The 23,556-nt window shown below is 71.1% G+C and carries 16 protein-coding genes; 8 read left to right on the forward strand and 8 right to left on the reverse strand.

Annotated elements, in window-relative coordinates:
- Positions 1–161 precede the first annotated feature (161 nt).
- The 5 genes from dop to SCA03_RS30135 all read right to left on the reverse strand — a co-directional run bounded on the left by dop (position 162) and on the right by SCA03_RS30135 (position 7,631).
- Positions 162–1,673 carry a depupylase/deamidase Dop gene (gene dop / locus SCA03_RS30115; protein ID WP_078873482.1) on the reverse strand — a complete coding sequence of 504 codons (1,512 nt, stop codon included), beginning with the start codon at positions 1,671–1,673 and terminating at the stop codon, positions 162–164.
- 229 nt (positions 1,674–1,902) lie between these two features.
- On the reverse strand, positions 1,903–3,669 hold the full coding sequence (gene arc / locus SCA03_RS30120) for a proteasome ATPase (protein ID WP_030884176.1): 1,767 nt from the start codon (positions 3,667–3,669) through the stop codon (positions 1,903–1,905).
- A gap of 458 nt (positions 3,670–4,127) precedes the next feature.
- The gene (locus SCA03_RS30125; protein ID WP_030894696.1) at positions 4,128–4,688 is read right to left on the reverse strand and encodes a hypothetical protein; all 561 of its coding nucleotides are present in this window, start codon (positions 4,686–4,688) and stop codon (positions 4,128–4,130) included.
- 197 nt (positions 4,689–4,885) lie between these two features.
- Entirely contained in the window at positions 4,886–5,791 is a 906-nt protein-coding gene (locus tag SCA03_RS30130) for a tRNA (adenine-N1)-methyltransferase (protein WP_030884182.1), read from the reverse strand.
- Between the two features lie 31 nt (positions 5,792–5,822).
- Positions 5,823–7,631: a site-2 protease family protein gene (locus SCA03_RS30135; RefSeq protein WP_212766882.1), complete on the reverse strand. Its 1,809-nt coding sequence runs from the start codon at positions 7,629–7,631 to the stop codon at positions 5,823–5,825.
- A 69-nt stretch (positions 7,632–7,700) separates the two neighbouring features.
- On the opposite strand from SCA03_RS30135, the gene SCA03_RS30140 reads away from it, so the two are divergent.
- Together SCA03_RS30140 and SCA03_RS30145 are read left to right on the forward strand one after the other, a co-directional pair.
- Positions 7,701–8,726 (forward strand): RecB family exonuclease, encoded by a 1,026-nt coding sequence (locus SCA03_RS30140; protein WP_078873484.1) that lies wholly within the window; start codon positions 7,701–7,703, stop codon positions 8,724–8,726.
- 55 nt (positions 8,727–8,781) lie between these two features.
- Complete coding sequence (locus SCA03_RS30145; RefSeq protein WP_030884188.1) at positions 8,782–9,453, forward strand: response regulator; 672 nt, start codon at positions 8,782–8,784, stop codon at positions 9,451–9,453.
- Positions 9,454–9,602: 149 nt separating this feature from the next.
- Here the strand turns inward: SCA03_RS30145 and SCA03_RS30150 are convergent, their stop codons facing one another.
- From SCA03_RS30150 to metH, 3 genes are all read right to left on the reverse strand, one after another.
- Positions 9,603–11,201 (reverse strand): ABC transporter substrate-binding protein, encoded by a 1,599-nt coding sequence (locus SCA03_RS30150; protein ID WP_086817615.1) that lies wholly within the window; start codon positions 11,199–11,201, stop codon positions 9,603–9,605.
- 404 nt (positions 11,202–11,605) lie between these two features.
- Positions 11,606–12,310, reverse strand: a complete 705-nt coding sequence (locus tag SCA03_RS30155; RefSeq protein WP_086817613.1) for an HAD family hydrolase — start codon at positions 12,308–12,310, stop codon at positions 11,606–11,608.
- 157 nt (positions 12,311–12,467) lie between these two features.
- Positions 12,468–16,064, reverse strand: a complete 3,597-nt coding sequence (gene metH, locus SCA03_RS30160; RefSeq protein WP_078873486.1) for a methionine synthase — start codon at positions 16,062–16,064, stop codon at positions 12,468–12,470.
- Between the two features lie 209 nt (positions 16,065–16,273).
- Between metH and SCA03_RS30165 the strand changes: the two genes are divergently transcribed.
- From SCA03_RS30165 to SCA03_RS30190, 6 genes are all read left to right on the forward strand, one after another.
- Positions 16,274–17,038 (forward strand): IclR family transcriptional regulator, encoded by a 765-nt coding sequence (locus SCA03_RS30165; RefSeq protein ID WP_030884197.1) that lies wholly within the window; start codon positions 16,274–16,276, stop codon positions 17,036–17,038.
- Between the two features lie 340 nt (positions 17,039–17,378).
- Complete coding sequence (locus tag SCA03_RS30170; protein ID WP_030884199.1) at positions 17,379–18,146, forward strand: MIP/aquaporin family protein; 768 nt, start codon at positions 17,379–17,381, stop codon at positions 18,144–18,146.
- Between the two features lie 53 nt (positions 18,147–18,199).
- The gene (glpK, locus tag SCA03_RS30175) at positions 18,200–19,741 is read left to right on the forward strand and encodes a glycerol kinase GlpK (RefSeq protein ID WP_030884202.1); all 1,542 of its coding nucleotides are present in this window, start codon (positions 18,200–18,202) and stop codon (positions 19,739–19,741) included.
- Between the two features lie 5 nt (positions 19,742–19,746).
- Positions 19,747–21,351 carry a glycerol-3-phosphate dehydrogenase/oxidase gene (locus tag SCA03_RS30180; RefSeq protein WP_030884206.1) on the forward strand — a complete coding sequence of 535 codons (1,605 nt, stop codon included), beginning with the start codon at positions 19,747–19,749 and terminating at the stop codon, positions 21,349–21,351.
- Between the two features lie 239 nt (positions 21,352–21,590).
- Entirely contained in the window at positions 21,591–22,862 is a 1,272-nt protein-coding gene (locus SCA03_RS30185) for a glycoside hydrolase family 18 protein (protein WP_230989007.1), read from the forward strand.
- 80 nt (positions 22,863–22,942) lie between these two features.
- Positions 22,943–23,556: FadR/GntR family transcriptional regulator (locus SCA03_RS30190; protein ID WP_086817970.1), on the forward strand; the 614-nt coding region annotated here is incomplete at its 3' end.

Here is a 23,556-nt window from a genome sequence, read left to right on the forward strand (position 1 = left end):
CTCACCCCGCTCGGTTCGGTACGTACGTCGTGCGTACAAGATCAGACCCTACAAGCCCGGGCTGACATCGGCTCTTCACTTGTCACAACGCTCGGATGCCACCCCGTTGATTCCCGGAAACCGGAACGTCCAGTCGCGTTCTTGTTTCCGTGCGCCTCTCCTCAGTTGCCGGACAACACCCTGACCAGCTCCTCCGCCGTGCGGCAGCGGTCCAGCAGCTCCTTGACGTGGTTCCGGGTACCGCGCAGTGGCTCCAGGGTGGGGACCCGTTGCAGGGAGTCACGGCCGGGCAGATCGAAGATCACCGAGTCCCAGGAGGCGGCCGCCACGTCGTCCGCGTACTGCTCCAGGCAGCGCCCGCGGAAGTAGGCGCGGGTGTCCTCCGGTGGCCGGGTGACGGCCCTGTCGACCTCCTCGTCCGTGAGCAGGCGCTGCATCTTGCCCCGGTTCGCGAGGCGGTTGTACAGCCCCTTGTCGGGGCGCACATCGGCGTACTGGAGGTCCACCAGATGCAGCCGCGGGGCGTCCCAGCCCAGCTCGTCGCGGCGGCGGTAGCCCTCCATCAGCTCCCGCTTGGCGACCCAGTCCAGCTCGCCGCTCAGGCTCATGGGGTCGCTCTCCAGCCGGCCGAGCACGTCCTCCCAGCGCGTCAGGACGTCTCTGGTCTGCTCGTCCGCGTCGGCGCCCCAGCGCTCCTCGACGTACTTGCGTGCCAGCTCGAAGTACTCCATCTGCAACTGGACAGCGGTGAGTGTACGGCCGTCGCGCAGCGTGATCAGTCGCTTCAGTGACGGATCGTGCGAGACCTGGTGCAGGGTGCGCACCGGCTGGTCCACCACGAGGTCGACGGCGATGAAGCCGTCCTCGATCATGGAGAGGACCAGCGAGGTGGTGCCGAGCTTGAGGTAGGTGGAGATCTCGGAGAGGTTGGCGTCGCCGATGATCACGTGCAGTCGCCGGTACTTCTCGGCGTCCGCGTGCGGCTCGTCCCGGGTGTTGATCAGCGGGCGCTTGAGCGTCGTCTCCAGGCCGACCTCGACCTCGAAGTAGTCGGCGCGCTGGCTGAGCTGGAACCCGTGCTCGCTGCCGTCCTGGCCCAGCCCGACCCGGCCGGCGCCGCAGACGACCTGACGGGAGACGAAGAACGGGGTCAGATGCCGGACGATCTCCGAGAACGGCGTCTCCCGCTTCATCAGGTAGTTCTCGTGCGTCCCGTACGAGGCGCCCTTGTTGTCGGTGTTGTTCTTGTACAGATGGATGGGCTGGGTGCCGGGCACATCGGCGGCGCGCTCGGCCGCCTCGGCCATGACCCGCTCGCCCGCCTTGTCCCACAGCACCGCGTCCCGCGGGTTGGTGACCTCCGGGGCGCTGTACTCGGGGTGCGCGTGGTCGACGTACAGCCGGGCGCCGTTGGTGAGGATGACGTTGGCCAGGCCGATGTCCTCGTCCGTCAGCTGGCTGGAATCCGCGGCCTCGCGTGCGAGATCGAAGCCGCGGGCGTCCCGCAGCGGGTTCTCCTCCTCGAAGTCCCAGCGGGCGCGGCGCGCCCGGTGCATCGCTGCCGCATAGGCGTTGACGACCTGGGACGAGGTGAGCATGGCATTGGCGTTGGGGTGGCCGGGGACGGAGATCCCGTACTCCGTCTCGATGCCCATTACGCGCCGTACGGTCATGCGGCCCTCCTCGCGTGACGGCGGCCCGCCATGGGCGCGCCGTTCAAGTCCCGCTGCGCATCCAGCCCGTATGCGGCCCCCTCGTCCGCACTGCGCGTGGCGGCGGTACGGAAGAGCCTATGCCGCACGGGCCGAAGTGGGGAGATCACCTTGCGGACTTCCTTGGCCCTGCCGGAAACGATCCGGCTGCGGGTGCCCCGCGGGGACCCGCAGCCGGAACGGCCCCGTGTTACAGGTACTGGCCGGTGTTGGCCACCGTGTCGATGGAACGGCCGGTGTCCGCGCCCTGCTTGCCCGTGACGAGCGTGCGGATGTAGACGATCCGCTCGCCCTTCTTCCCGGAGATACGGGCCCAGTCGTCCGGGTTGGTGGTGTTGGGCAGGTCCTCGTTCTCCTTGAACTCGTCGACGCAGGCGGCGAGCAGATGGGAGACGCGCAGGCCCTTCTGGTTCTGGTCGAGGTACGCCTTGATCGCCATCTTCTTGGCGCGGCCCACGATGTTCTCGATCATGGCACCGGAGTTGAAGTCCTTGAAGTAGAGAACTTCCTTGTCGCCGTTGGCGTAGGTGACCTCCAGGAAGCGGTTCTCCTCTGACTCGGCGTACATCTGCTCGACGACGGACTGGATCATCGCGTCGACGGCGGCCTCCACATTGCCGCCGTGCTCCGCGACGTCGTCCGCGTGCAGCGGCAGGTTCGCCGTGAGGTACTTGGAGAAGATGTCCTTGGCCGCCTCGGCGTCCGGGCGCTCGATCTTGATCTTCACATCGAGGCGTCCGGGACGCAGGATCGCCGGGTCGATCATGTCCTCGCGGTTGGAGGCGCCGATGACGATGACGTTCTCCAGGCCCTCCACACCGTCGATCTCGGAGAGCAGCTGCGGGACGATGGTGTTCTCCACGTCCGAGCTGACGCCGGAACCGCGGGTGCGGAACAGCGAGTCCATCTCGTCGAAGAAGACGATGACCGGGGTGCCTTCGCTGGCCTTCTCCCTGGCCCGCTGGAAGACCAGCCGGATGTGCCGCTCGGTCTCGCCGACGTACTTGTTGAGCAGCTCGGGGCCCTTGATATTCAGGAAGTAGCTCTTGCCCTGGGGCTTGCCCGTCACCTCGGCGACCTTCTTCGCCAGCGAGTTGGCGACCGCCTTGGCGATGAGCGTCTTGCCGCAGCCGGGCGGGCCGTAGAGCAGCACGCCCTTGGGCGGGCGCAGTTCGTGCTCGCGGAAGAGGTCGGGGTACAGATAGGGAAGCTCGACCGCGTCCCGGATCTGCTCGATCTGGCCGCCGAGACCACCGATCTTCTTGTAGTCGATGTCCGGGACCTCTTCGAGGACCAGTTCCTCGACCTCGCTCTTCGGGACGACCTCGTAGACGTACCCGGAGCGACTCTCCAGGAGCAGGGCGTCCCCGGCCCGGAGCGTGGCGTTCAGCAGGGGTTCGGCGAGGCGCACCACGCGCTCCTCGTCGGTGTGGCCCACCACCAGGGCCCGCTCCCCGTCGTCCAGGACTTCCTTGAGGGTGACGATGTCACCCGCGCGCTCGAACTCCATGGCCTCGACCACGTTGAGCGCCTCGTTGAGCATCAGCTCCTGGCCGCGCTTCAGCTCGTCGAGCTCGACGTTCGGGCTGACGTTCACCCGGAGCTTGCGGCCCCCGGTGAAGATGTCCGCCGTACCGTCCTCGTTCGCCGCCAGGAAGACGCCGAAACCCGCCGGCGGCTGTGCCAGCCGGTCCACCTCTTCCTTGAGGGCCACGATCTGGTCGCGGGCCTCGCGCAGCGTGTTGGAGAGCCGCTCGTTCTGGGCGGACACACCGGCCAGGTTGGTCTGCAGCTCGACGATCCGCTCCTCGAGAATACGAGTGTGTCGCGGAGAGTCGGCGAGCTTGCGGCGCAGGACGGCGATTTCCTGCTCAAGGTAGGCGATCTGGCCGGAAGGGTCTTCGGAACCCCGACCGGGCCGGATCCCGCGGTTGGTGTCGTCGTCGTGGGCTGCCACGGTCCTCACCTCCTCCAGGGGGAGCTGGACGCTTCGACCCTACCTGGGCCGGTGCAGGTTGAAACCCCTAGATCACAAAGACGGTCGGGGTGTGTCCGATCTTCACCCTTGCGCACTCCCTCCCGACTGGGGGATACCCACCCATCACGATCCGAAAGCGGCCGACCGCAGGTCCACGGCACCGCAGGCGTCGTCAACACCCTTCCAGGGTGGCCCTGTTTCGCCTCGGAGGGGAAACGGCGGGCGACCGGATCAAGCCCTTCCGCGGGGCCTCGCCGAGGCGCTCCGAGACCGTCCGGCGGGAGGCGTTCCGCGTCCGCCGGGCCACGGGGCGTGACGGATTCCGGCAGTCCGGGGCGCCCCGGCGGTCGTGCGGCACGACCCTTTCGTGGCTGCCCGGTGCGCGCCTGCGGCCCGGCCGCGCGGGGGCCCGGCGGAGCGCCTCCGCCGCGGCCTGTTCAGACCCGGACGCCGCCGGCCACCGGGGCCGGGGTGAGCGCGAACTTCCCGTTCTTCCACTCCCACTTGACGTTCCGCTGCTTGTCCGGGCAGCAACGCGGCACATCGGGGGACGAGTAGCCGACGAGCGTCGCGGAGACCGTGCGGCCGTGCGCCTTGAGGCCCTGGACCGTCAGCCCCTCCTGCTGCCGCACCAGGGTGGCGGCGATCCGCGGACGGTCGCCGTCGTGTTCCGGGCGGGTGAGCACGAAGGCGGCGCTGGGCGGCGTCCCGCCCTCGGCGTGGCAGCGGACGACGGCGACGGTCTCGGGCACGCCGTCACCGTCGAAGTCGGCGGCGGCGTGGTCCAGTACGTCGGGGCGTCCGGCCGGGCCGCAGTCGAGGGGGTAGCGCGCGGCACCGGCGTCCGGCGCGTGTGCGGTGGCGGCGGAGCCGTGGGCGGGGCCGGCCGTGGCGTCGGCGGGCTTCAGCAGCGCGGCGCCACCGAGGACGGCGCCGAGCGCGGCGGCGGTGGCGAGCCAGTGGACGGGGCGGGTGCGGGTGTGCGGCAGTGCGGTCACGCGCGGTGACTCCCGTGGTGTGGCAGGGGGTGGAGGAGGTGTCCAGCATCGTGCCACACGTCACATCGGGGCGGAACGGCCGGGTCCCCCCTTGCCCGGGCCTTACCCGGGGCCCGCTGCGACGCGCACGGGCCTCAACAGCGCTGCCCCGCGGCCCGGTTGTGTTCCGGGGGCGCGGGGCAGCGGGGTGGATTCGGTCAGGAGGCGCGGCCGCCGGACTGGCTGCCGGGGCCGGTGTAGTCCTCGCCGTAGGCGCCCTTCGCGGGGCGGCGGCGGCGCAGCGGCGGCTCGACGCCGTCGGCGAGGCGGCGGGCGGTGAGCAGGAAGCCGGTGTGGCCGATCATGCGGTGGTCGGGGCGGACGGCGAGGCCCTCGACGTGCCAGTTGCGCACCATCGTCTCCCACGCCTGCGGCTCGTTGAACGTGCCGAACTCGCGCACGGACTCGACCATGCGCGCCATCTGCGTCGTCGTCGCGACGTAGGCGCACAGGATGCCGCCGGGCACGAGGGCCTTGGAGACGGCCTCCAGGCACTCCCAGGGGGCGAGCATGTCCAGGATGACGCGGTCGACGTCGGTGTCGGAGAGGTTGTCCTGGAGATCCCCGACGGTGAGCGTCCAGGCCGGGTGGGGGCTGCCGAAGTAGCGCTCGACGTTCTTCTGGGCGATCTCGGCGAAGTCGGCACGCCGCTCGTAGGAGTGCAGCATCCCCTGGTCGCCGATGGCGCGCAGCAGGAAGGTGCTCAGCGAGCCGGAGCCGACACCCGCTTCCACGACGCGTGCGCCGGGGAAGATGTCGGCCATGGCGAGCACCTGGCCGGCGTCCTTGGGGTAGACGACAGCGGCTCCCCGGGGCATGGACAGGACATAGTCGGGGAGCAGGGGGCGCAGCGCGAGGTAGGCGACGTTCCCGGTGGTACGGACAACCGTGCCCTCGGGCTGCCCGATCAGCTCCTCGTGCGGAAAGGCTCCCTTGTGCGTGTGGAAGCTCTTCCCCTCTTCGAGGGTGATCGTGTAATGGCGGCCCTTGGGGTCGGTGAGCTGGACCTGATCCCCGACCTTGAAGGGCCCGCGTCGGCGGGCGGCACCGGTCGGTTCGGACATACGGACAGCCTATCGGGTCCGCCGGGGGCGGCTACGTCGAGGAGGGCTTTGCCATGGCCGCGACGAACGCACGCTCGACGTCCGTCGTCGACAGGACGCCGTAGATCTCGCCCGTCTCCTCGACCACGAGGTACTCGGTCGCCGGTGTCGCCCGCAGATACTCCAGGAGGTCCTCGCCCGCCAGCTCGGCGGGGACGCGCATGCCCTCCTTGAGGTCCTGGGCCAGGGTGCTGACCGCCACCCACGGGCGGCGGTGCTGCGGGATGCCGGCGATCGCGCTCTCCCGCACCAGCGAGAGCGGGTCTCCCCTGCCGTCGACGACGACCAGGGCGCGGGCACCGGCCTCGTTCGCCCGGCGCAGCGCCTCCGACAGCGGGGTGTCCGTCTCGACCGGCACCGCGCGCCGGGTCAGGGTGCGGGCCCGCAGCTCGGGGAGGCGTTCGCGCAGCCGGGCCATGCGCAGGCTGTTCCCGGCGCCCGTCCAGATGATGGCGGCGAGGATCGCGGCCAGCAGGGCGTCGGTGAGCGCGTCCATGCCGCTGACGCCGCCCCGCGCCACCCCGCCGGCCCGGGTCGCCAGCGGAAGGCCCACCAGGACGGCGATCGCGAGCGCGCGGCCGACCCAGGCGGCGGCGACGGTGCCCGTCATCGGCTTGCCGCTGATCTTCCAGACGACGGCGCGCAGCATCCGGCCGCCGTCCAGCGGCAGCCCCGGCAGCAGATTGAAGACGGCGACGAGCAGGTTCGAGATCATCAGCCCGGCCAGCAGGACGCCCGGCACCGTGCGCGGCTCGACGGCGTGCATACCGGCGTAGAAGACGCCCGCGAGGGCGAGCGAGAACAGCGGGCCGACGAACGCGAGGACGAACTCCTTGCCGGGCGTCTCCGTCTCCTTCTCGATCTCCGAGACCCCGCCGAAGAACTGCAACTGGATACGGCGTACCGGCAGCTTGAAGCGCAGCGCGGCGACGGTGTGCGCCAGCTCGTGCACCAGGACGGAGGCGTAGAAGGCTACGGCGAAGAACAGCGCGATCAGATAGCGGGCGGCGCCGACATCCGGCAGGACGCGGTCGAGCTGGCCGCCGAAGACCCAGGTGATCAGGGCGGCGACGAGGAACCACGACGGCGCGACGTAGACCGGGACGCCGAAGGGCTTGCCCATCAGGATGCCGCCGCCGGGCGGTGCCGGCCGCTTCGGCGGAACGGCGGGCGGCGCCTGCCCCGCGCCGGGCGACGCCTGCGGCCCCTTCTTCCCGGGCTCCCCGGGCTCCCCGAGCCCTCCGGGCTGCCCTGCGGACTGGTCAGGCTGCCCCGCGGGCTGCTCGGCCTGCTCCGCGGGACGGCCGGGCTGCCCCGCGGACTTCTCAGGCCGCTCGGCGGATGCCTCGGGCTCCTCGGGCCCGCCGGGTTTCTCGGAGCTGCCGGGGGTCTCCTGCTGCTCTTCCTGCTTGTCGTTCTTGTCCTTGTTGCCGGGGTTCTGCTCGCCGGGGTCCTGGCCGCTCCTGTCGGGGCCCGGGCCGTGACCGCTCGTGCTGCCCGTGCTGCCCGTGCCGTTGTCGCTCGTTGTGGACTCGCCGCTCGCTGCGGACTCGTCGTTCTTCCCCGGCTCGTCACTCTTTTCGGGGGAGGCGCCGGGCGTCGGGGCGGACGGTTTCGCGGGCTCGGTCGGCTCGGCCGGTGCAGAAGGGTCGGAAGGCCGCGTGGCCGAAGGGCGGCGCTCGGTGCCGCCTTCCCCGGCCGGGCCGCTGGTCCGCGGCTTCCCGTCGTTGTCCGTGTCCGCCACGGGTTCCCCTCTGCTGCTGCCCTCGCACCCCGCTGCGAGCGCGGTCCTGACGATCATGCAGTGCGAGGGCGTCTGCCGTCGATGGTAAGTGTCCGTTGTCGGTCGTGGGCCGTAGGGTCTGACGTCATGAAAAACAGCGCGGCCACGCCCCCGAACTCGCTGTCGCCCTCGCGCGCGTCCGATTTCATGCAGTGCCCGCTGCTCTACCGCTTCCGGGTGATCGACAAACTGCCGGAGAAGCCGTCGGCCGCCGCCACCCGGGGAACGGTCGTGCACGCGGTGCTGGAGCGGATCTTCGACGCCCCGCGCCCGGAACGCAGTGCGCCGCGGGCGCGCAGCCTGGTGGTGGGCGAGTGGGAGCGGCTGCTCGCCAAGCGGCCCGAACTGGCGGAGCTGTTCGCCGAGGACGAGCCGGAGGACGGACCGGAGAGCGGCCCGGCGGACGCAGCGGCGGCCGGTGCGGCCGGGGCGGGTGCCGGGAGCGAGGCGCAGGACGGCGCGGGCGGTGCGCCCGGCTCCTCCGGGGAGGGCGGGGCCCGGCAGCACGGGCCGCGGCTGGCCCGCTGGCTGGCGGAGGCCGAGGAGCTGGTCGAGCGCTGGTTCACGCTGGAGGACCCGACGCGGCTGGAGCCGGCGGAGCGTGAGCTGTTCGTGGAGGCGCGGCTGGAATCGGGGCTGCGGCTGCGCGGGATCATCGACCGCGTGGACGTGGCGCCGACCGGCGAGGTCCGCGTCGTCGACTACAAGACGGGCAAGGCGCCCCGGCCGGAGTTCGCCGACGGCGCGCTGTTCCAGATGAAGTTCTACGCGCTCGTGCTGTGGCGGCTGCGCGGGGTGGTGCCGCGCCGGCTCCAGCTGGTCTTCCTGGGCGGCGGCGGTGAGGTGCTCACCTACGATCCGGACGAGAGCGATCTGCGCGGTGTCGAGCGCAAGCTGCTGGCGCTGTGGGACGCGATCCAGCGGGCGACGGAGACGGGGGACTGGCGGCCCAAGCCGGGCAAGCTGTGCGGGTGGTGCGATCACCAGGCGCACTGCCCGGAGTTCGGGGGTACTCCCCCGCCGTACCCGCTGATGATCCAGCCGAGGCTGCCGGAGCCGCGGGAGCCCGGCGCGGGCGCCGAGGAGCCGGCGTCAGGGGCAGCCGGTGGCTGATTGCCCGGCTGGGTGAGAATGGGGCCACCCACTGCCGCCCACTGGAGGAGTTTCCGTGGCAATCCGCGTTCTGCTGGTGGACGACCAGCCGCTCCTGCGTACCGGCTTCCGGATGATTCTGGAGGCCGAGCAGGACATAGCGGTGGTGGGCGAGGCGGGGGACGGCCTCCAGGCGCTGGATCAGGTGCGGGCGCTCCAGCCGGATGTGGTGCTGATGGACATCCGGATGCCGCGGATGGACGGCGTCGAGGCCACCCGCCGGATCACCGGCCCGGCGAAGGACGGCCCGGCCAAGGTGCTGGTGCTGACGACCTTCGATCTGGACGAGTACGTCGTCGAGGCGCTGCGTGCCGGTGCGAGCGGCTTTCTGCTCAAGGACGCGCCGGCGGGCGAGCTGGTGCAGGCGATCAGGGTGGTGGCGGCCGGCGAGGCGATGCTGGCGCCCAGCATCACCCGCAGGCTGCTGGACAAGTACGCGGGCAAGCTGCCGTCCGGTGAGGAGCCGCTGCCGGACACGCTGGATCAGCTGACGGAGCGCGAGGTGGAGGTGCTGAAGCTCGTCGCGCGGGGGCTGTCGAACGCGGAGATCGCCGCGGATCTGTTCGTGAGCGAGACGACGGTCAAGACGCATGTGGGCCACGTCCTGACGAAGCTCGGTCTGCGCGACCGGGTGCAGGCCGCGGTGTACGCCTACGAGAGCGGCCTGGTGCGCCCCGGCGCGTCCTGACGGCGAGCGGCGGGCCCGCGCGGGCCGCACGCGCGTGCGGCGGCCCGGGTGCGGGAGGAACGACGACGGGACCCCCGTCGGGCCGGTGCCCGGCGGGGGTCCCGTCGTCGGTGCTGCGTCCGCGCGAGGTGTCGGCTCCGCGCGGGGTGTCAGCTCTCCTTGCCGCGGCCGAGCTCCCAGAACTGGAGCATGGACGAGGAGTTGAGCGCCCATTCGACGCCGGTGATGTCGTCGCGTGCCGCGAGGTACTGCTTGCCCTGCCACAGCGGCAGCAGCGGCACGTCCTCAGCGACGATGTCCTGCACCCGGCCGAACGAGCTGCTGGTGCTGGCCCGTTCGGTCTGGCGGCGGGTGCGGGGCAGCAGCTTGCCGGTGATCTCCTGGTTGCGGTACGGCGAGCCGAGGAAGTTGTCCCGCTCGAAGAAGGGCCCGACGAAGCTGTCGGCGTCGGGGAAGTCCGGGTACCAGCCGTAGCCGTACACGTCGTACTTGCCGCCGGTGGCCGCGGGACGGTAGTCGTCCCACGCGACGCCCTTGGTCTTCACCTGGAACAGCCCGCTGTCGTTGAGCTGCTTCTTGAGGACCGCGAACTCCTTGGCGGTGGCCTCGCCGTAGTGGTCCGTCGTGTACATCAGCGTCATCTTCACCGGGGTGTTGATGCCGGCCCGGGTGAGGATGTTCTTGGCCTTGTCCCGGCTCGGGCTGCCGTACTTGTTGAAGAACGAATTCCGGTGCGGCGGCAGCCCCTTGGGCACCACGCTGTACAGCGGCTCGACGGTCCGGTCGTAGGCGGCCTTGACGATGTCCTGGCGGTCGATGAGCTGCGCCATGGCCTGCCGGACGGCCTTCTTGCCGCCGATCGGGCCCTCGGTGTTGAAGGCGATGTAGCGGATCTCCTGGCCGGCCTGCTCGACGAGATCGATGCCCTTGGTCGTGGCCTTCTGGAGCTTGCCGACCTGGCTGGGGGTGATGGTGCGGCCCATCACGTCGATGTCGCCGGCCGACAGCGCCTTCTCCATGGCGGACGAGCTGTTGAAGAAGCGCATCTCGATCTTGTCGTTGTTCATGTCGATCCCGCCCTGGTAGTGCGGGTTCTTGCTGAACGTCGCCTTGTGGTTCTTCGTGTCGAAGTCGTCGAGCGCGTACGGCCCGGAGCCGACGACCTTGAAGCCCTTCTCCAGCGACTTCGCCGAGTACGTCTCGCTGTCGACGATGGCCGCCGCCGGCGTGCTCAGCTTGTAGGGGAACGTCGCGTCCGGCGCCTTGAGATGGAAGACGACCTGGCGTGCGCCGGTGGCCTCGACCTTGTCCACGTTGGCGAACAGGGAGGACGGGCCGCCCTTGTGCTTGATGGCCTTGACGCGGTTCACGGAGAACTCCACGTCCTTGGCGTCGACTTCGTGGCCGTTGGAGAAGGTGAGTCCCTTGCGCAGGGTGCAGCGGTACTGCTCGTTCTGCGCGTCGGTGAACCCGCACTTGGAGGCGGCGTCCATCTCCGGCTCCGTCCCGCTGCGCGGCACCCGGACCAGGGTCTGGAAGGTGTTGCCCATGATGGACCAGGCGGACACGTCGTAGGCGGCTGCCGGGTCGAAGGGCGCGGGGTTGGCCTCGGTGACGGCGAAGTGCTCCGTCGTGCCGACGACGATGGGATCGCCGTCGCCGCTTCCGCCCCCATCGGACCCGCAGCCGGCCAGCACGGGCGCGAGCAGCCCGGCCACTACGGGCAGCACCACAGTCTTACGGTTCATGGTCGGCGATCTCCTCGTCCGGCCGGGGTTTGTTGCAGGGTGGAATGGCCGGTGGCACGACATTAATCGTCGGCCGCGGGAATACCGGAGGGACGGTCGGGATCGCCGCTTTCACACAGCGGAGCCGGAAGCCTGCTGTCCGCAATCCGGACGTAGGAACGTACTCCGCGTCGTTCCACCAATACGGACACAAGGGAACGGGAATTCCCCCACTCGACGCCGCTCCACCACACGGCGGGAAGTCTGTCGAGAGGGGTGCACGTGAGGAACATCACGCCGCCAACTCCCGGTACGGACGCCGGTATTCGGACGGCGGTCACGCTGGACACACGCCCCGCTCCCCTGGGTTCCCGCCGCTCCCGGCGCCGGCCCGGCGCCCGCCCCGGAGGGGCCGGGAGCCACGCTCAGCGCAGCCCCGCGATGCGGGCGCGGAGGAAGCGCAGATCGACCTCTTCGAGTGAATCGACCACCGTACGGCCCGACTTGGGCGCGATGGGCGCCACCGAGGGCACCACGACCACCGGGCAGCCGGCCGCCTCGGCCGCCGCCACACCGGTCGCCGTGTCCTCCAGCACGGCGCACCGCGCCGGGTCGGCACCGAGCCGCTGAGCGGCCGTCAGATAGGGGTCGGGGTGCGGCTTGGTCCGGGTCAGTTCGTCCCCGGCGACGGTCAGGGCGAAGTTCTCCGGCCCCAGCGACTTGAGCATGCGGTCGACGACCTCGCGGTGCGAGGCGGAGACCAGCGCGGCGGGAACGTGGTGCGCGGCCAGCTCGGTCAGCAGCCTGCGGGCGCCGGGCATCAGCGGGACGCCGCCGTCCAGCCGTTCCACGAACTTCGCGTTGAGCAGGGCGCTCACCTCCTCCAGCGCGATGTCGGCGGCCGTGGCCTCGATGAGGAAGCCGGCGGAGCGCGACATGGGCCCGCCCACCACCTCGGCGCGCCACTCCTCGCGCAGCTCGTGTCCGAGCTCGGCGAAGACCTCGCGTTCGGCGTCCCACCAGAAGTCCTCGGTGTCGACGAGGGTGCCGTCCATGTCGAGCAGCACCGCCTGGAGTGCGGGCTCCTCCTCGGCCGTGAGCGTGCCGACGGCGGGCTGAGAACTGGCCATCCGCGTCCACCTCCTGAAGGGACGAGAAGGCCGGTCACCCCTCTCCCACGGGTCTCCCACGGGCCTCCCACGGGCCTCCCTGGGGATTCCCCGTGGATCTCCGGTGGAGTGGGGGCGACCGGCCTGTACCGGACCGATCAGTGTACGACGAGCGCCGTCAGCGGGCGTTGAAGTACTTGGCCTCGGGGTGGTGGAGGACGATCGCGTCGGTGGACTGCTCGGGGTGCAGCTGGAACTCCTCGGACAGCTCGACACCGATGCGCTCGGGGTGCAGCAGCTCGGCGATCTTGGCGCGGTCCTCCAGGTTGGGGCAGGCGCCGTAGCCGAGGGAGAAGCGGGCTCCCCGGTACTTCAGGTCGAACATGCCTGCCATCTGCTCCGGGTCCTCACCGGCGAAGCCCAGCTCCGAGCGGACCCGGGCGTGCCAGTACTCGGCCATGGCCTCGGCGAGCTGGACGGAGAGCCCGTGCAGCTCCAGATAGTCGCGGTAGGCGTCCTCGGCGAACAGCTCGGCGGTCTTCTCCCCGATCTTCGAGCCGACGGTGACGACCTGGAGGCCGACCACGTCCCGCTCCCCGGAGTCCTCCGGCCGGAAGAAGTCGGCCAGGCACAGCCGGCGGCCGCGGCGCTGCCGGGGGAAGGTGAACCGGGTGCGTTCGCTGCCGTCCTCGTTCAGCAGGATCAGATCGTCGCCCTTGGAGTAGCAGGGGAAGTAGCCGTAGACGACGGCGGCTTCGAGCAGGTTCTCCGTGTGCAGCCGCTCCAGCCAGCCGCGCAGCCGCGGACGGCCCTCGCTCTCCACCAGTTCCTCGTAGGAGGGCCCGTCACCCTTGCGGGACTCCTTGAGGCCCCACTGGCCCTTGAAGAGCGCGCCCTCGTCGATCCAGGACGCGTACTCCTTCAGGCCGATGCCCTTGATGACGCGCGTCCCCCAGAACGGGGGCTCGGGCACCGGGTTGTCGACGGCGACGTCGGAGCGGACCGAGCCGTCGTTGACCTCCTGCTCCGGGATCTCGATGTCGCGCTTGGGCACCCGGCGCTGCTTGAGCGGGGGCAGGCTCGCGCCGGGGACGCCGCGCTTGACGTCCATCAGCGCGTCCATCAGGGAGAGGCCCTCGAAGGCGTCCTTGGCGTAGCGCACCTCGCCGTCGTAGACCTCGTGGAGGTCCTGTTCGACGTAGGCGCGGGTGAGGGCGGCGCCGCCGAGGATGACGGGGAAGTCGCCCGCCATGCTGCGGGCGTTCAGCTCCTCCAGGTTCTCCTTCATGATCACGGTGGATTTCACCAGGAGGCCGGACATCCCGATGACGTCCGCCGCGTGCTCCTTGGCCGCGTCGAGGATGGCCGAAACGGGCTGCTTGATGCCGAGATTGACCACCTGGTAGCCGTTGTTGGACAGGATGATGTCCACCAGGTTCTTGCCGATGTCGTGCACATCGCCGCGCACCGTGGCCAGCACGATGGTGCCCTTGCCCTCGTCGTCCTCGCTCTTCTCCATGTGCGGTTCGAGATAGGCGACGGCGGTCTTCATGACCTCGGCCGACTGGAGGACGAACGGCAGCTGCATCTGCCCGGAGCCGAACAGGTCGCCGACGACCTTCATCCCGGCCAGCAGCGTGTCGTTGACGATGTCCAGGGCCGGCCGCTCGGCCAGCGCCTCGTCGAGGTCCTCCTCCAGGCCGTTGCGCTCGCCGTCGATGATGCGGCGCTGGAGCCGCTCCTCCAGCGGCAGCGCCGCCAGCTCCTCGGCCTTGCCCGCCTTCATCGACTTGGCGGTGGCGCCCTCGAACAGCGCCATGAGCTTCTGGAGCGGGTCGTAGCCCTCCCGGCGGCGGTCGAAGATCAGGTCCCGGGCGGTCTCGACCTGCTCCTCGTCGAACCGGGCGATGGGCAGGATCTTCGAGGCGTGCACGATCGCCGAGTCCAGCCCGGCCTTGACGCACTCGTCCAGGAAGACGGAGTTGAGGACGATGCGCGCGGCCGGGTTGAGGCCGAAGGAGATGTTCGACAGGCCCAGCGTCGTCTGCACCTCGGGGTGCCGGCGCTTCAGCTCGCGGATGGCCTCGATGGTGGCGACGCCGTCCTTGCGGGACTCCTCCTGGCCCGTGCAGATGGTGAAGGTCAGACAGTCGACGAGGATGTCGCTCTCGCGGATGCCGTAGTTCTGCGTCAGGTCGGCGATGATCCGCTGGGCGATCTCGACCTTCTTCTCGGGGGTGCGGGCCTGACCCTCCTCGTCGATCGTCAGCGCGATCAGCGCGGCGCCGTGCTCGCCGGCCAGCCGGCTGACGCGGGCGAAGCGGGAGTCGGGGCCGTCGCCGTCCTCGTAGTTGACGGAGTTGATCACGGCACGGCCGCCCAGCTTCTCCAGCCCGGCCTGGATGACGTCCACCTCGGTGGAGTCCAGCACGATGGGCAGCGTGGAGGCGGTGGCGAACCGGCCGGCCAGCTCCTGCATGTCGGCGACGCCGTCCCGGCCGACGTAGTCGACGCACAGGTCGAGCATGTGCGCGCCCTCGCGGATCTGGTCCCTGGCCATCTCCACGCAGTCGTCCCAGCGGCCCTCCAGCATGGCCTCGCGGAACTTCTTCGAGCCGTTGGCGTTGGTGCGCTCGCCGATGGCCAGGTAGGACGTCTCCTGGCGGAAGGGCACCGTCTGGTAGAGCGAGGCGGCGCCGGGCTCGGCAGCGGGGCGGCGCTCGGTGCGCTCGGCGCCGCGGACCCGCTCGACGAGCTGCCGCAGGTGCTCGGGCGTCGTACCGCAGCAGCCGCCCACGAGGGACAGGCCGTAGTCGCGGACGAAGCCCTCGTGCGCCTCGGCCAGCTCCTGCGGGGTGAGCGGGTAGTGCGCTCCGTCCTTGCCGAGCACCGGCAGACCCGCGTTCGGCATGCACGACAGCGGGATGCGGGAGTGCTGGGCGAGGTAGCGCAGGTGCTCGCTCATCTCGGCGGGGCCCGTCGCGCAGTTGAGCCCGATCATGTCGATGCCCAGCGGCTCCAGGGCGGTGAGCGCGGCGCCGATCTCGGAGCCGAGCAGCATGGTGCCGGTCGTCTCGACGGTGACCGAGCAGATCAGCGGGAGGGAGACGCCGGTGGCGTCCATCGCGCGGCGGGCGCCGATCAGCGCCGACTTGGTCTGGAGGAGGTCCTGGGTGGTCTCGACGAGCAGCGCGTCGGCGCCGCCCGCGATCATGCCCTCGGCGTTCTGCTGGTAGGCGTCGCGGAGGGTGGCGTAGGGGACGTGGCCGAGGGTCGGCAGCTTGGTGCCGGGGCCCATCGAGCCGAGGACCCAGCGCTGGCGGCCGTCCCGGGCGCCGAACTCGTCGGCGACCTCGCGGGCGATCGCGACGCCCTTCTCGGACAGTTCGAAGATCCGGTCGGTGATCTCGTACTCGCCGAGCGCCGCGTGGTTGGCGCCGAAGGTGTTGGTCTCGACGCAGTCGACGCCGGCGGCGAAGTACTCCTCGTGGACGGATCGGATGATGTCGGGACGCGTCACGTTCAGGATCTCGTTGCAGCCTTCGAGCTGCTCGAAGTCGTCAAGCGTGGGGTCCTGCGCCTGGATCATCGTGCCCATCGCGCCGTCGGCGACGACGACGCGTTCGGCGAGTGCCCGGCGGAGGGCGTCGGCGCGGGCGGCGGGCGAGATGCCGGCGGGGGATTCCGCGGAAGCCGGGGCGGCCGAGGAGGCCGGAGAGGCCGGGGCCTTGGAGGCGGCCGGGGATGCGGACGTACTGCTCGGCGACGAGGCCATGGAAGAGCTCCCTGGGATGCGACGGCTGTCGGCTTTGCGCCGCGGGTGAAGCAGCGCACCCGGTCAGCGTATAGGGCGGGCGCAAGAGCGCCGGTAGACATTCCGTCCAGCGGACAGTCATAGACTCGAACCCGACTACCGCTCCGTCGACATCAGGGGTTAGCGTTCGACATTGTCGAACTTGGAGCGCAGCAGGTCAGGGAGGACCGATGGCCCGGACCATCCAGTCACTGGAGCGCGCGGCCGCGGTGCTGCGCCTGCTCGCGGGTGGTGAGCGCAGGCTCGGTCTCTCCGAGATCGCCTCGGCACTCGATCTCGCCAAGGGCACCGCGCACGGGCTGATCCGCACCCTCCAGCAGGAGGGCTTCGTCGAACAGGATCCGGCCACCGGCAAGTACCAGCTCGGGGCCGAACTGCTGCGGCTCGGCAACAGCTATCTCGACGTGCACGAGCTACGGGCCCGCGCCCTGGTCTGGACGGACGATCTGGCCCGTTCCTCCGGCGAGAGCGTCTATCTGGGCGTACTGCACCAGCAGGGCGTGCTGATCGTGCACCACGTCTTCCGTCCCGACGACAGCCGGCAGGTGCTGGAGGTCGGTGCCATGCAGCCGCTGCACAGCACGGCCCTCGGGAAGGTGCTGGCGGCCTACGACCCGGTGGCGCTCAGCGAGGCGCTGGACGGCGAGCGGCAGCGGTTCACCGAGCGCACCGTCACCGGGGCCGAGCAGTTCGAGTCGGCGCTGGAGCTGACCCGGGCGCGGGGCTGGGCGGCGGATGTGGAGGAGACCTGGGACGGGCTGGCCTCGGTCGCGGCGCCCGTCTTCGACCGGCGGCGGATGCCGGTGGGGGCGGTGGGGATCACGGGGGCGGTGGAGCGGGTCTGCGAGGGCGAGGAGCTGCGGCCGCTGCTGGTGGCGGCCGTGCGGGACACGGCGCGTGCGGTGTCCCGGGATCTGGGCGCCCGGCGCTTCTGAACCGGAGGGTCGATTTCCGGCCGCGCCGCTGACGTGCCTCCGGGCGCGCCGCGGGCGGCGGGCGGTGCGCGTACGCGGGGCGGGCCCGGGCGCACCGGCCCGAGAGGGCGCCCTTCTCCGGGCGGACGCCGCCGACGTGCCGACCGTGCCGGGCGGCTCCAGGATGGCTCGCAGGAGTCATCCGTCACACCCCCTTGACGGAAAGTCGACGAAGGAGAAAAGTTGCCGTTCGGCGGTCGACATTGTCGAACACCGGACGTTAACAACCGGCCCGCCCATCCCCTCCGCGGTCTCCGGCCGAGGAGGTGCCCATGGACAAAAGGACAAAGGAGTCTCGCGGGTGTCCAGCTCCGACATCTTTACGAGCGAGGTCATCGGCACGATGGTGCTGGTCCTCCTCGGTGGCGGTGTGTGCGCCGCCGTCAATCTGAAACGGTCCAAGGCGTTCGAGGCCGGCTGGGTCGCCATCGCCTTCGGCTGGGGTCTCGCCGTCCTCACGGGCGCGTACATCGCCCAGCCCTCGGGAGCGCATCTGAACCCGGCGGTGACGCTGGCGCTCGCGATCAAGGGGGACACTCCGTGGAGCGACGTGCCCGTCTACATGGGCAGCGAGCTGCTCGGGGCGATGCTCGGCGCCGTCCTGGTGTGGGTCGCCTACTACGGCCAGTTCCAGGCGACGCTGCGCGAGCCGGACGCCGCCGAGCTGAAGAACGCGAACCCGGGCCCCGTGCACGGCGTCTTCTTCACCTCCCCCGAGGTCCGCAAGCCGCTGCTGAACCTCCTCACCGAGGTCGTCGCCACCTTCGTGCTGATCTTCGCGATCCTGACCCAGGGCCTCTCGAAGGACGTGGAGGGCCATGTCGTCGGGCTGGGGCAGCTGGGCGCCCTGATCACGGCCCTGGTCGTCGTCGGTATCGGTCTCTCGCTCGGTGGTCCCACGGGGTACGCGATCAACCCCGTCCGTGACCTCGGGCCGCGCATCATCCACGCGGTGCTCCCGCTGCCCAACAAGGGCGGCAGCGACTGGAGTTACGCCTGGATCCCGGTCGTCGGCCCGCTGCTGGGAGCCGCGATCGCCGCCGGGCTCTACAACGTGGCCTGGGGATGAGTGACCGTAGGACGCACTCGCCGACCGACCGGAACGAAGTATCGGAGCACACCATGAGCGAGAACCACACGACCGCCTCCGCGCACGGCGGCGGCCCCTTCATCGCGGCCATCGACCAGGGCACCACGTCCAGCCGCTGCATCGTCTTCGACAAGGACGGCCGCATCGTCTCGGTCGACCAGAAGGAGCACGAGCAGATCCTGCCGCGGCCCGGCTGGGTCGAGCACGACGCCGCCGAGATCTGGACCAACGTCCAGCAGGTCGTCAAGGGCGCGATGGAGAAGGCCGGGGTCACCAAGAAGGACGTCCTGGCGCTCGGTATCACCAACCAGCGCGAGACGACCCTGCTGTGGGAGAAGGCGACCGGCAAGCCGGTGCACAACGCCATCGTCTGGCAGGACACCCGCACCGACGCGCTGTGCAGAGAGCTCGGCCGCAACGTCGGGCAGGACCGCTTCCGGCGCGAGACGGGGCTGCCGCTGGCCTCCTACTTCGCCGGGCCGAAGATCCGCTGGCTGCTGGACAACGTGCCCGGGCTGCGCGGCCGCGCGGAGAACGGCGAGATCCTGTTCGGCACCATGGACTCGTGGGTCATCTGGAACCTCACCGGCGGCCCGAACGGCGGCGTGCACGTCACCGACGTCACCAACGCCTCGCGCACCATGCTCATGAACCTGCACACCATGAGCTGGGACGAGAAGATCTGCAACTCCCTGGGCGTGCCCATGGCGCTGCTGCCGGAGATCCGCTCCTCCGCCGAGGTGTACGGCGAGGCCACCGGCGACCTGGCCGGGCTGCCCGTCGCCTCGGCCCTCGGTGACCAGCAGGCGGCGCTGTTCGGCCAGACCTGCTACTCGACGGGCGAGGCCAAGTCGACGTACGGCACCGGCACGTTCCTGCTGATGAACACCGGGAACGAGCCCGTCAACTCCTACAACGGGCTGCTCACGACGGTCGGTTACCAGATCGGCGACCAGCAGCCGGTCTTCGCGCTGGAGGGCTCCATCGCGGTCACCGGCTCGCTGGTGCAGTGGATGCGCGACCAGATGGGCCTGATCAACAGCGCGGCCGAGATCGAGACGCTCGCCAGCTCGGTCGAGGACAACGGCGGCGCGTACTTCGTCCCGGCGTTCTCCGGGCTGTTCGCGCCCTACTGGCGTTCGGACGCCCGCGGTGTGATCGCCGGCCTGACCCGGTACGTCACCAAGGCGCACCTGGCGCGTGCGGTGCTGGAGGCCACGGCCTGGCAGACCCGCGAGATCGTCGACGCCATGCAGAAGGACTCCGACGTCGAGCTGACGGCGCTGAAGGTGGACGGCGGCATGACCGCCAACAACCTGCTGATGCAGACCATTTCGGACGTCATGGACGCCCCGGTCGTGCGTCCGATGGTCGCCGAGACGACCTGTCTGGGCGCCGCCTACGCGGCCGGACTCGCGGTCGGCTTCTGGTCGGACACCGACGAGCTGCGGGCCAACTGGAAGCGCGCGGCGGAATGGACCCCCCGTATGAACGCGGAGACGCGTGAGCGGGAATACCGCAACTGGCTCAAGGCCGTGCAGCGGACCATGGGCTGGATCGAAGAGGAGAGCTGAAAGCAATGAACACCCTGCAGAGCGTCCCCTCCCTCGGGACGCACCCGGCCGCCGGCAGCAACCCCGGCCGCGCCGAGATCAGAGAGCGGCTCGCGAACGCGACGTACGACCTCCTGGTCATAGGCGGCGGCATCCTGGGGACCTCGGTCGCCTGGCATGCGGCGCAGTCGGGGCTGCGGGTGGCGATGGTGGACGCCGGTGACTTCGCCGGCGCCACCTCCTCCGCGTCGTCGAAGCTGGTGCACGGCGGTCTGCGCTACCTCCAGACCGGTGCGGTCAAGCTCGTCGCGGAGAACCACCACGAGCGTCGGGTGCTGGCCAAGGACGTGGCCCCGCACCTGGTCAACCCGCTCACCTTCTACCTGCCCGTCTACAAGGGCGGCCCGCACGGCGCGGCCAAGCTGGGCGCCGGTGTGTTCGCCTACTCCGCGCTGTCCGCCTTCGGCGACGGCGTCGGCCGGGTGATCAGCCCCGCCAAGGCGGCGGCCGACAACCCGGCGCTGCGCACCGAGGACCTCAAGGCGGTCGCGGTCTACGGCGACCACCAGATGAACGACTCGCGCATGGCCGTGATGACCGTCCGCGCGGCCGTCGACTCCGGTGCCACGGTCCTCAACCACGCCGAGGTCACCGGGCTGCGCTTCACCCGCGGCCGGGTCACGGGCGCCGAGCTCAAGGACCGGATGGACGGCACCGAGTTCGGCGTCGACGCGCGCCTCGTGCTGAACGCCACCGGCCCCTGGGTGGACCACCTGCGGACGATGGAGGACAGCGGCGCCGCCCCGTCCATCCGGCTGTCCAAGGGCGCGCACCTGGTGCTGAAGCGCAAGTCGCCCTGGCGTGCCGCGATGGCCACGCCCATCGACAAGTACCGCATCACCTTCGCGCTGCCGTGGGAGGACCAGCTGCTGCTGGGCACCACGGACGAGGAGTACACCGGCGACCCGGCCGACGTCCGGGCGACCGAGTCCGACATCCAGCAGATCCTGGACGAGGCGGCCTTCTCGGTGCGCGACGCCGACCTCTCCCGCGATCTGATGACCTACGCCTTCGCGGGTCTGCGGGTGCTGCCGGGCGGCCCCGGCGGCGTCGAGTCCGCCAAGCGCGAGACGGTCGTCACCGAGGGCCGCGGCGGCATGCTGTCGGTGGCCGGCGGCAAGTGGACGACGTACCGGCACATCGGCCGGACGGTGATGAACAAGCTGGCGAAGCTGCCCGGCGGCACCATCGCCGAGGACATGGAGCCGGTCAAGGCGCTGGTGCGGCACGTGCCGCTGCCCGGCATCGCCAACCCGAACGCCGTCGCGCACCGGCTGCTGGTGGACCGCGAACCGGGCGTGCGCATGGACCCGCTGACCGCCCGTCAGCTCGCCACGCACTACGGCTCGCTGTCCTTCGACATCGCGCGGCTGGTGAACGAGGACCCGGCGCTGGGCGAGCGGATCCACCCCGACGGCCCGGAGATCTGGGCGCAGGTCGTCTACGCACGCGACCACGAGTGGGCCGAGACAGTCGACGACGTGGCGCGCCGCCGCACCACGCTGACGATCCGCGGCCTGGACGACGACGCCGTCCGCGGCCGCATCGAGGAGCTGCTCGCCCAGCGGTGACCACACCGGACACGGTCCCCCCGTCCCGTGTCCGTCCGCCGTGCCGGGGGCGGACCCCCGCCGCCCCCGGCACCCCCGGGCCCCGGCCGGAGTCTCCGGCCGGGGCCGCTCCCTGTTCCGGGGCGCCCGGTCCGTGCGCGGTGGTGCGGACCCGGCGCCCCGGAACGGCCGTTCGCCGGTTCCGTCACAGATTCCACCCCGGCGTTCCCGGCCCGCGCGGGGCGTGGCAGGGTCTCGCCATGCGCGAGTACACGGGGGTACGGACGGGCGCACGGACGCCGCACGGCCCGTCCGGCAGCACCGGGACGGACAGCGCCGGCACGGACAGCACCGGCACGGACAGCGCCGGCACGGAAGGCGCCCGGACGGACGGCACCGGCACCACGCACGGGCCGCACGGAGCGGACGGGCCCGCGGGGTCCGGGGCGCCGGACGGTACGAGGCCGGGGCGCCGCAGGCGGTTCGTGCCGCGGCTGCCGGGGCGGACCCGGGCGCGGCGCCGGCTGGCGGGCCTCGCGCTGGCGCTCACGGCCGTGGTGGTGCTGCCGGTCGCGGCGGCGGGTACGGCGCTGCGGATCGAGTACGCGGGCGATCCGCCGGCCGACGCCAGGACCCGCGGCAGGGACGCCCTGTGGCTGGGCCACGCCTGGCTGGACGGCCGCCGCGGCGAGCGCGACCTGGCGGCGCTGACCCGGCGGGCGGCCGGCACCGGGCTGCGCGATCTGTATGTGCACACGGGCCCCCTGGAGCACGACGGGGCGCTGCGCCCCCAGCGGTACCCCCGCGCGGCCTGGCTCGTGGACGCCGTGCACCGCAGGCTGCCCGGGGTACGCGTCCAGGCGTGGCTCGGGGACCGTCTGGTGTACGGGCGGGACGAGGGCGGTGGGCTGCGGCTGGCCGACGTCGGCGCGCGCCGCACCGTGGTGGACAGCGCCCGGCAGGTGCTCAGGGCCGGCTTCGACGGGGTGCACTTCGATCTGGAGCCGCTGCGCTCCGACGACGGCGACTATCTGCGGCTGCTGGACGGCCTGCGGCCCGCCGTGGCGGACGAGGGCGGACTGCTGTCGGTGGCCGCGCACCAGATCGATCCCCTGCCGGGGATGCACACCGTCTCCGGGGCCGTGACGGGCCGCGGCAAGTGGTGGTCGAAGGGGTACTTCGGGCAGGTGGCACGCCGGGTCGACCAGATCGCCGTGATGTCCTACGACACCGCGCTGCCGCTGGAGAGCCTGTACGGCGGCTATGTCGCCCGGCAGACGGAGCTGGCGCTGTCGGCGGCGCCGGACGAGGTCGATGTGCTGATGGGGGTGCCGTTCTTCCACACCGACGACATGGGGCACCATGCGTCGGCGGAGACGGCGTCCGCCGCGGTGCGCGGTGCCCGGCTGGGGCTGGCCCGTGCCGACCGGCACCGTGAGCACTTCGGGCTGGCCCTCTATGTCGACTTCGCCGCGACCGGGGACGACTGGACGGCGTACCGGCGGGGCTGGTGCGCGCCGGTGGAGTCATAATGAAGGCCGAGAGATCGGATGTCTCGGCAGGTTCCGCCGCCGAGCAGGCCGAGCGGACAGCACGGGTACGAGGAGGCAGAGTGGCGGTTACCGACGAGGCGATCGAGAAGATCAAGGGGATGATCGTCTCCGGCGCGCTGCGCCCCGGCGACCGGCTGCCCAAGGAGAGCGAGCTGGCGACCGAGCTGGGCCTGTCGCGCAACTCCCTGCGCGAGGCCGTACGGGCGCTGGCGCTGATCCGCATCCTGGACGTACGGCAGGGCGACGGCACCTATGTGACCAGCCTGGATCCCCAACTGCTGCTGGAGGCCATGAGCTTCGTGGTGGACTTCCACCGCGACGACACGGTGCTGGAGTTCCTCGCGGTGCGGCGCATCCTGGAGCCCGCCGCCACCGCGATGGCCGGGACCCGCATCCCGGAGAGCGAGCTGGACGCCCTGGAGGCCGGGCTGGACGCGCTCGGCGAGGAGCCCTCCGTGGAGGAACTCGTCGCAGCCGACCTGGAGTTCCACCGCCGGATCGTCACCGCCTCCGGCAACTCCGTGCTGTGCTCGCTGCTGGACGGGCTGTCCGGGCCGACGACGCGTGCCCGGGTGTGGCGCGGGCTCACCCAGGAGCACGCCGTCAGCCGGACCCTGCACGAGCACCGGCAGATCCTGGGCGCGCTGCGTGCCCGGGACACCGAGGCGGCGCG

It is taken from the genome of Streptomyces cacaoi (genome assembly GCF_006539165.1).
Taxonomy (GTDB): Bacteria; Actinomycetota; Actinomycetes; order Streptomycetales; family Streptomycetaceae; genus Streptomyces; species Streptomyces cacaoi.

Bases quoted from the DNA above. Each gene is read 5' to 3' on its own strand.
- dop (WP_078873482.1), bottom strand. From the start codon at position 1,673: ATGACCGTACGGCGCGTAATGGGCATCGAGACGGAGTACGGGATCTCC.
- SCA03_RS30130 (WP_030884182.1), bottom strand. From the start codon at position 5,791: ATGTCCGAACCGACCGGTGCCGCCCGCCGACGCGGGCCCTTCAAGGTC.
- SCA03_RS30135 (WP_212766882.1), bottom strand. From the start codon at position 7,631: ATGATCGTCAGGACCGCGCTCGCAGCGGGGTGCGAGGGCAGCAGCAGA.
- SCA03_RS30140 (WP_078873484.1), top strand. From the start codon at position 7,701: ATGAAAAACAGCGCGGCCACGCCCCCGAACTCGCTGTCGCCCTCGCGC.
- SCA03_RS30150 (WP_086817615.1), bottom strand. From the start codon at position 11,201: ATGAACCGTAAGACTGTGGTGCTGCCCGTAGTGGCCGGGCTGCTCGCG.
- SCA03_RS30155 (WP_086817613.1), bottom strand. From the start codon at position 12,310: ATGGCCAGTTCTCAGCCCGCCGTCGGCACGCTCACGGCCGAGGAGGAG.
- metH (WP_078873486.1), bottom strand. From the start codon at position 16,064: ATGGCCTCGTCGCCGAGCAGTACGTCCGCATCCCCGGCCGCCTCCAAG.
- SCA03_RS30165 (WP_030884197.1), top strand. From the start codon at position 16,274: ATGGCCCGGACCATCCAGTCACTGGAGCGCGCGGCCGCGGTGCTGCGC.
- glpK (WP_030884202.1), top strand. From the start codon at position 18,200: ATGAGCGAGAACCACACGACCGCCTCCGCGCACGGCGGCGGCCCCTTC.
- SCA03_RS30180 (WP_030884206.1), top strand. From the start codon at position 19,747: ATGAACACCCTGCAGAGCGTCCCCTCCCTCGGGACGCACCCGGCCGCC.
- SCA03_RS30185 (WP_230989007.1), top strand. From the start codon at position 21,591: ATGCGCGAGTACACGGGGGTACGGACGGGCGCACGGACGCCGCACGGC.